2 protein-coding genes are annotated in these 7,833 nt (G+C 70.1%); one reads left to right on the forward strand and one right to left on the reverse strand.

Going from position 1 to position 7,833, the window contains the following annotated elements:
- The first annotated feature begins 76 nt into the window (after nucleotides 1-76).
- Nucleotides 77-3,844 (forward strand): GH92 family glycosyl hydrolase, encoded by a 3,768-nt coding sequence (locus tag ACFV2J_RS11755; protein WP_385438325.1) that lies wholly within the window; start codon nucleotides 77-79, stop codon nucleotides 3,842-3,844.
- A gap of 85 nt (nucleotides 3,845-3,929) precedes the next feature.
- Here ACFV2J_RS11755 and ACFV2J_RS11760 read toward each other — a convergent pair whose 3' ends face one another.
- Nucleotides 3,930-7,202 carry a GH92 family glycosyl hydrolase gene (locus tag ACFV2J_RS11760; protein ID WP_385438327.1) on the reverse strand — a complete coding sequence of 1,091 codons (3,273 nt, stop codon included), beginning with the start codon at nucleotides 7,200-7,202 and terminating at the stop codon, nucleotides 3,930-3,932.
- Between the last annotated feature and the right edge of the window lie 631 nt (nucleotides 7,203-7,833).

Genomic DNA, 7,833 nt, shown 5'->3' on the forward strand with positions numbered 1-7,833 from the left:
GGGAGGGTCCTCGCGGATGCAGTACGGAGCTCGATACCGACGGAGTTCCTCGGCCCGGCCGAGATGGAGTTCCTCGATGACATTGGGGGTGGCAGCGCTTTCTCTGATCGTGGCCTCGCAGGGCACGGCGGTTGCCCTTCCGGCCCAGCGGGCCGCCGCCGACCGGCAGTTCGCCTCCTCATTCGAATCGGGCGATCCCGCGCCGGACTGGATCAATACCGTAGACACGGGACCCGACGGCAAGAAGCGGTCGTCCGGGGTCGACGGCGGTTACAGCACGGGCATCCCCGGCAACGTCACCGACCACGTCACGGACGTCCGCGCCAGCGCCGAGAACTCGGGATCCGGTGAGGTCAAGGAGAACCTCGTCGACGGTGAGTCGAGCAGCAAGTGGCTGACCTTCGAGCCCACCGGCTGGGTGGAGTTCGACCTCGACGCGCCCGTGAAGGTCGTCACCTACGCGCTCACTTCGGCCAACGACCACGACGAGCGCGACCCCGGCGACTGGACGCTGCAGGGCTCCGCGGACGGCAAGGACTGGAAGACCCTGGACACCCGCTCCGGCGAGTCGTTCGGTGAGCGGTTCCAGACCAAGTCGTACGACATCGCGAGCCCCGTGGAGTACCAGCACTTCAGGCTCGACATCACGAAGAACCACAGTGGGGGCATCCTCCAGCTCGCCGACGTCCAGTTCTCCACCGGCGGCACCGACGACCCGACGCCCAAGGACATGCTCTCGCTGGTGGACCGCGGGCCGAGCGGCTCCCCGACCGCCAAGGCGGGCGCCGGCTTCACGGGCAAACGGGCCCTGCGCTACGCGGGAACGCACCAGGCGGACGGCCGGGCGTACTCGTACAACAAGGTCTTCGACGTGAACGTGGCCGTCGGGCGCGACACCGAACTGGCGTACCGGATCTTCCCGTCGATGGCGGACGGTGACCGGGACTACGACGCCACGAACGTGTCGGTGGACCTGGCGTTCACGGACGGCACCCATCTGAGCGACCTGAACCCGGTCGACCAGCACGGGTTCGCGCTCACCCCGCAGGGGCAGGGCGCGGCCAAGATCCTTTACGTCAACCAGTGGAACGACGTCGCCTCGCGGATCGGTTCCGTCGCCGCCGGGAAGACGGTCGACCGGATCCTGCTCGCGTACGACTCCCCGAAGGGCCCGGCCAAGTTCCGGGGCTGGCTGGACGACGTCGCGCTGAAGACCGTCGCGCCCGAGAAGCCCAAGGCGCATCTGTCGGACTACGCGCTGACCACCCGCGGCACCAACTCCAGCGGCGGGTTCTCGCGCGGCAACAACTTCCCGGCGACCGCCGTGCCGCACGGTTTCAACTTCTGGACCCCGGTGACCAACGCGGGTTCGCTGAGCTGGCTGTACGACTACGCACGTGCGAACAACGCCGACAACCTGCCGACCATCGAGGCGTTCAGCGCCAGCCACGAGCCGAGCCCGTGGATGGGCGACCGGCAGACCTTCCAGGTGATGCCCTCGGCCGCGTCCGGCACCCCGGACACCTCGCGCACCGCCCGCGCGCTGGCCTTCAGGCACGAGAACGAGACGGCCCGCCCGTACTACTACGGGGTGACCTTCGAGAACGGTCTCAAGGCCGAGATGGCCCCGACGGACCACGCGGCGGCGCTGCGTTTCACCTACCCGGGCGCGGACGCGAGCGTGGTCTTCGACAACGTGACGGAGCAGGCGGGGCTGACCCTCGACAAGGACAACGGGGTGGTCACCGGCTACTCCGACGTGAAGTCGGGGCTGTCGACGGGCGCGACACGGCTCTTCGTGTACGGCGTCTTCGACGCGCCGGTGACGGACGGCTCGTCCTCCGGGGTCAAGGGCTACCTGAAGTTCAAGCCCGGCGCCGACCACAGTGTCACGCTGCGGCTGGCCACCTCGCTCATCAGCGTCGACCAGGCCAAGGACAACCTGCGCCAGGAGATCCCCGACGGCACGTCCTTCGGCACCGTCAAGGCGCGGGCCCAGAAGCAGTGGGACAAGCTGCTGGGCAAGGTCGAGGTCCAGGGCGCCACGCCGGACCAGCTCACGACCCTGTACTCCAGCATGTACCGGCTCTACCTGTACCCCAACTCCGGCTTCGAGAAGGTCGGTTCGAAGTACCAGTACGCGTCTCCGTTCTCCGCGATGCCGGGTCCGGACACCCCGACCCACACCGGCGCGAAGATCGTCGACGGCAAGGTCTACGTCAACAACGGCTTCTGGGACACCTATCGGACCACCTGGCCGGCGTACTCCCTCCTGACCCCCGGTCAGGCCGGTGAGATGGTCGACGGGTTCGTGCAGCAGTACAAGGACGGCGGCTGGACCTCACGCTGGTCCTCCCCCGGGTACGCGGACCTGATGACCGGAACCTCCTCCGACGTGGCGTTCGCGGACGCGTACGTGAAGGGCGTGCACTTCGACGCGGCGGCGGCCTACGACGCGGCCGTGAAGAACGCGACGGTGGTCCCGCCGGCCTCCGGTGTGGGCCGCAAGGGCATGACGACGTCCCCCTTCCTCGGCTACACGTCCACCGCGACGGGCGAGGGCTTCTCGTGGGCCATGGAGGGCTACGTCAACGACTACGGCATCGCCAAGATGGGCGAGGCCCTCTACAAGAAGACCGGCAAGAAGCGCTACAAGGAGGAGTCCGCGTACTTCCTCAACCGCGCCCAGGACTACGTGAACCTCTTCGACAAGAAGGCCGGGTTCTTCCAGGGCCGTGACGCGCAGGGCGACTGGCGCGTCGACTCGGCGAAGTACGACCCGCGCGTGTGGGGGTACGACTACACCGAGACGAACGGCTGGGGGTACGCGTTCACCGCGCCCCAGGACTCGCGGGGCCTGGCCAATCTGTACGGCGGCCAGGACGCGCTGGGCCAGAAGCTCGACACGTACTTCGCCACTCCCGAGACGGCCTCGCAGGACGTCGTGGGCTCCTACGGCGGGGTCATCCACGAGATGACCGAGGCCCGCGACGTACGGATGGGCATGTACGGACACTCCAACCAGGTGGCCCACCACGTCACCTACATGTACGACGCGGCCGGCCAGCCGTGGAAGACGCAGAAGGACGTCCGCGAGGTCCTCTCCCGCCTCTACACGGGCAGTGAGATAGGGCAGGGCTACCACGGTGACGAGGACAACGGCGAGCAGTCGGCCTGGTACCTCTTCTCCTCGCTCGGCTTCTATCCGCTGGTGATGGGCAGTGGTGAATACGCCATCGGCTCGCCGCTGTTCACCAAGGCGACGGTCCATCTGGAGAACGGCCGCGACCTGGTCGTGAAGGCACCGCGGAACAGCGCGAAGAACGTGTACGTGCAGGGCGTGCGGTTCAACGGCAAGAGGTGGAACTCCACCTCGCTCCCGCATTCGCTCATCTCCCGTGGCGGCGTGCTGGAGTTCGACATGGGGTCCAAGCCGTCCTCGTGGGGCAGCGGCAGGAACGCGGCGCCCGTCTCGATCACGAAGGACGACAAGGTGCCCGCGCCGCGGGCGGACGTCCTGAAGGGTGAGGGCGCGCTCTTCGACAACACCTCGGCGACGGACGCCACCGTCACGACGGTGGACCTGCCGACGGCGGCCTCGGCCAAGGGCGTCCAGTACACCCTGACGTCGTCCGGGGACCACACGAAGGCTCCGGCCGGCTGGGTCCTGCAGGGCTCGTCCGACGGCACCAAGTGGACCGACCTCGACCGGCGTTCCGGCGAGTCCTTCGCGTGGGACAAGCAGACCCGGGCGTTCTCGGTGGCGCACCCGGGCTCGTACGCGCACTACCGTCTGGTCCTCGACGGGTCGGCGACGCTCGCGGAGGTGGAGCTGCTGGCCTGACGCCACGTCGCACAGGAGCGGGCGCGGAGATCACTCTCCGCGCCCGCTCTCTCGTACCGGCCAGGCGGCCGCCGTCCCTCTTCGCTCAGTTCACGGCGAGGGTGAACACGTGGAGATCCGCGTTGTCGGGCAGTTTCACGCTCTTGACGGTCTTGCCGGCCGGGGCCGAGAAGGGCTTCGTCGCGAAGACGTACGTGGCGACGGGGTCCTTGTCCGCGCCCGCGACGTTGCGGTACGCGGCCCTGGCCACGGTCTCGTTGCCGTACTGGACGGTGCCGCCCCCGCCGCCGACCGTCCAGTCGGTGAAGGCGAGGTCGACCTGGTCGGTGCTTCCGTCGGTGTAGGTGACGGTGGCCGTGGCCCGCTGGTTTCCGTTGACCGCGCTGCCGATGAAGGACAACTGTGCGGCCGGACGCGCGAGTTCGATGCTCTGGCCGCTCGCCGTCGCGTTGTCGGGGCGGCCCGCGGGCGAGTCGGGCCAGGTGTAGGTGAGACCGTCCACGGTGCCCTGGCCGCCCGGGGTCAGGCCCGCGTCCGCGAGAGCCTGCCGGGAGTAGCTCCAGCCGCCGCCGTCGTAGTCGGCCTCGTCGTGGTCGCCGGCGTCGTCCGAGACACCGGTGTTGTCGTAGGCGGCCAGGAGCGACCCGGGAGCGGCGACGGTCAGCGCCACCGGCTGCTCGTACGAGGTGGTCCCGGACGTCACGGTGACCTTGACGTCGTAGAAGCCCTGCCGTGCCGTGTCGCCCGCGGTGAGGGTGATCGACCGGGCGCCGTCGGTCACCGTTCCGTCCGCGGGGGTCGCGGTCACTCCGTCCGGCGTGTCCACGTGGAAGCGGACCTCGGGGCCCGTGCCTCCGCTCAGCGACAGCGCGCGGATGTCGATCCGCGTGGTGCCGCCCGGGGCGAGCGTCGCCGCGGTCGGGCCGACACCGATCTGGTAGGGCTGCTCACCGTCGCGGAAGGACGGCGGGGCCGCGGCCGGGTCGCTGCCCCAGGTGCGGTTCGGGGTGCCGGAGAGCGTGTAGTCGAGGGTGCCGCCGTCGCGGACGAACGAGGCCGGGAGCCAAGGACGCCCAGTGGTACGGCCGTCGACCTTCAGCGACTGGACGTACGGAGCGTCCGCCGCGGCGCCCGCCGCCCGGATGACGATGTCGTTGCCACCCGGTCGTGCGATCTTGACGTGGGTGAACAGGGGTGAGGACAGGACGAGTTCGGCACGGGAGGGGACCTGGGGGTACATGCCGAGCGCGGAGAAGACGTACCAGGACGACATCTCGCCGAGGTCGTCGTTGCCGGGGATGCCGCCGGGCTGCGTCGACCACAGCCTGCTCATGGCCGCGCGGACGGTCTCCTGTGCCTTGTAGGGGGCGCCCGCGTAGTCGTACAGGTAGGGGACGTTGATCGACGGCTCGTTGTCCAGCTCCGACTTGTCGCCGCCGCTGCCCGTGAACGCCCAGCTGCCGTCGGCGTTGTGGAAGAACGTGTCGAGGCGGTCGAGCGCCTTGTCACGGCCGCCCATCGCCGCGAAGAGCCCGGCCGGGTTGTGCTGGACCATCCAGGTGTACTGGGCGGCCGTGCCCTCGACGAAGCCGTTGCCGGTGGCCGGGGTGAAGCCGGTGACCCAGCTGCCGTCGGCCTTGCGGTTGGCGATGTACCCGCCGGTCCGGTCGGCCGCGATGTTGAAGTTGTTCTGCCACCACTGGGAGCGCTCGGCGAAGTCCGCCGCCGTCCGCTTCTCCCCCGCCGCCGTGGCCAGTTGGGAGAGTGCGAAGTCGGCGCCGGACATCTCCAGGGTCTCGGCGGCGCCGCCCCAGGCGTTGGACACGGACGGCATGTAGTGCTGCTGGAGGTACTTGTCGAGCGACGGGCGCTGGCCCACGGACAGGACGGGCTTGCCCGCCGAGGACAGGTCCTGCTCGGTCGGCACGGTCGCCGCCTTCACCAGTGACTTCAGCGCGCCCCGCAGGTCGAAGCCGGTGCCGCCGAAGGCCCGGATGCCCGCGAGCGCGGCCGGTGAGGGGTCGCCGTTCATGACGTGGGTGCCGCTCGCGCCGTGCAGCCAGCGGTCCCAGACCCCGCCGTTCTGCCGGGCCAGTTCGAACAGCGACTGCGCGATGTCGGAGCCGGTGTCCGGGCTGAGGAGGGTGAGCAGCTGGACCTGGGAGCGGTAGACGTCCCAGCCGGAGAAGGTGCCGTACTGCGCCCGGTGGCCGCGGCCGACGACATGGACCTTGTCGTCGCTTCCCCGGTATCTGCGGTCGGCGTCACTGATGACGTTGGGATGCAGGAGGGCGTGGTACAGCGCGGTGTAGAAGGTGGTGCGGTCGGTGTCGCTGCCGCCGCCGACCCTGATCGCGCCGAGCCGGTCGCGCCAGGCGCGGTGCGCGGCGGACCGGACCGAGTCGAAGGACCGGGACGGCGGGTTCTCGGCCTTGAGGTTGGCGGCGGCGCCCGCCGGGCTGACGTACGAGATACCGACCTTGACGTTCACCGGGCCGGTTCCGGGGGCGAACTCCACGTAGCCGCCGGCTCCCTTGCCCGCGGCGGGGCGGCCGCCGCCGGAGAAGCCTCCGGTGCCGCCGCTCGCCTGGGTGGATCCCGGGCTCAGCCGGTCGTCCTGCCAGGTGCCGGTCGCCTTGAAGGAGCGGTCGAAGCGGGCGGTGAAGTACAGGGTGTAGTAGTCGCGCTGGCCCTCGGGGTCCAGGTATCCGCAGAAGTTCCCGGAGGTGACGGATCCCGAGACGGTCCGGGTCGCCGGGTCGATGCGCACGTCCGAAGCCGTCGAGCCCACCTCGGAGTTGGCGGTGCGGATCAGCAGCGAGGCCGCCTTGTCCGCCGGGAAGGTGAAGCGGCCCGAGCCGGTGCGCGCGGTCGCCGTGAGGTCGGCGGTGACACCGGAGGAGAGGCCGACCTTGTAGTGGCCGGGCTCGGCGGTCTCGTCCGCGTGCGCGAAGTCGGCGGCGTACACCGCGTCCTTGGTGTCGCTCGCCGGGGAGGAGGTCACCTCGCCCGCGTACGGGAAGAAGGGGATGTCGCCGCTGCCGCCCGCGCAGCCCGTGCCGGACATGTGGGTGAGACTGAAGCCCCGGACGCGGGTGGCGTCGTACTGGTAGCCGCCGGGCGCGGCCGTGCGGGTGGCGTCCCCGCGGGTGTTCTCCGGGCTCCAGGAGAGCATCCCGAAGGGCACGACGGCGCCGGGGAAGACGTTGCCGCCGTTCTTGGTGCCGATGAGCGGATCGACGTAGGCGGCGGGGTCACGGACGAGGTCGGGCGGGGCGGCGGTGGCGGCCACCGCGGGGGTGATCCCGCCGGCCGCCAGGACGACGGCGAGCAGGACGGTTGACGGACGGAAACGCATGACGCGGCCCCTCCTCCTTCGGACGGGTCGCGCACCACGGGTCGCACAAGCCGCAGGGACAGTAACGTGCGCCACCCGTACCACGGAAGACCGCGTCCGACGCGTCAGGCGCGCACGGCTCCCACCCCGCCGGCCCAGCCCGTCGCCACTGCTCCGGTCAACATGCTTGACATCGTTGTCTGTTGAGGCGGTAGAGTCATGTGCAGACCATCAGACAACGTTGTCGCACGCCATGGTCGTCACAAGCCACGCACCATCCGGGCCGGCACTCCCCCCGCCGGTCCTGGCTCGCGGACCGGGTGAGTCTCCCAGCATTCACCCGGTCCGCCCCGAGCGGATCCGGCGCCCTCCGTACGCGCCTTGGGACGGCCACCCCCTGTCCCGCGGGGACACCGCCTCCCCCGTCTCCCTCGCCTCACCGGCGCCCTGTCTCCCGCGTCGGCCTCGACTCCCGTGTCCGCGGCGGCCTTCGGCCGGGACGATCGCGAAGGTTCCCCGCGACAAGGGCCGGAACGGCGAAGGGCCGCACTCCTCGTGGTGAGGAGTTGGGCCCGCCCCGGGCAGACGATTTCCACTCGCCGGGGGTACTTTGGGGGAACGTTTGCGAGAACCGTAAGTCTGTATTGCGCCG

The sequence above is a fragment of the Streptomyces sp. NPDC059668 genome (assembly GCF_042734135.1).
Classification (GTDB): Bacteria; Actinomycetota; Actinomycetes; order Streptomycetales; family Streptomycetaceae; genus Streptomyces.

Coding starts and splice junctions, on each gene's coding strand:
- ACFV2J_RS11755 (WP_385438325.1), top strand. CDS start 77: ATGACATTGGGGGTGGCAGCGCTTTCTCTGATCGTGGCCTCGCAGGGC.
- ACFV2J_RS11760 (WP_385438327.1), bottom strand. CDS start 7,202: ATGCGTTTCCGTCCGTCAACCGTCCTGCTCGCCGTCGTCCTGGCGGCC.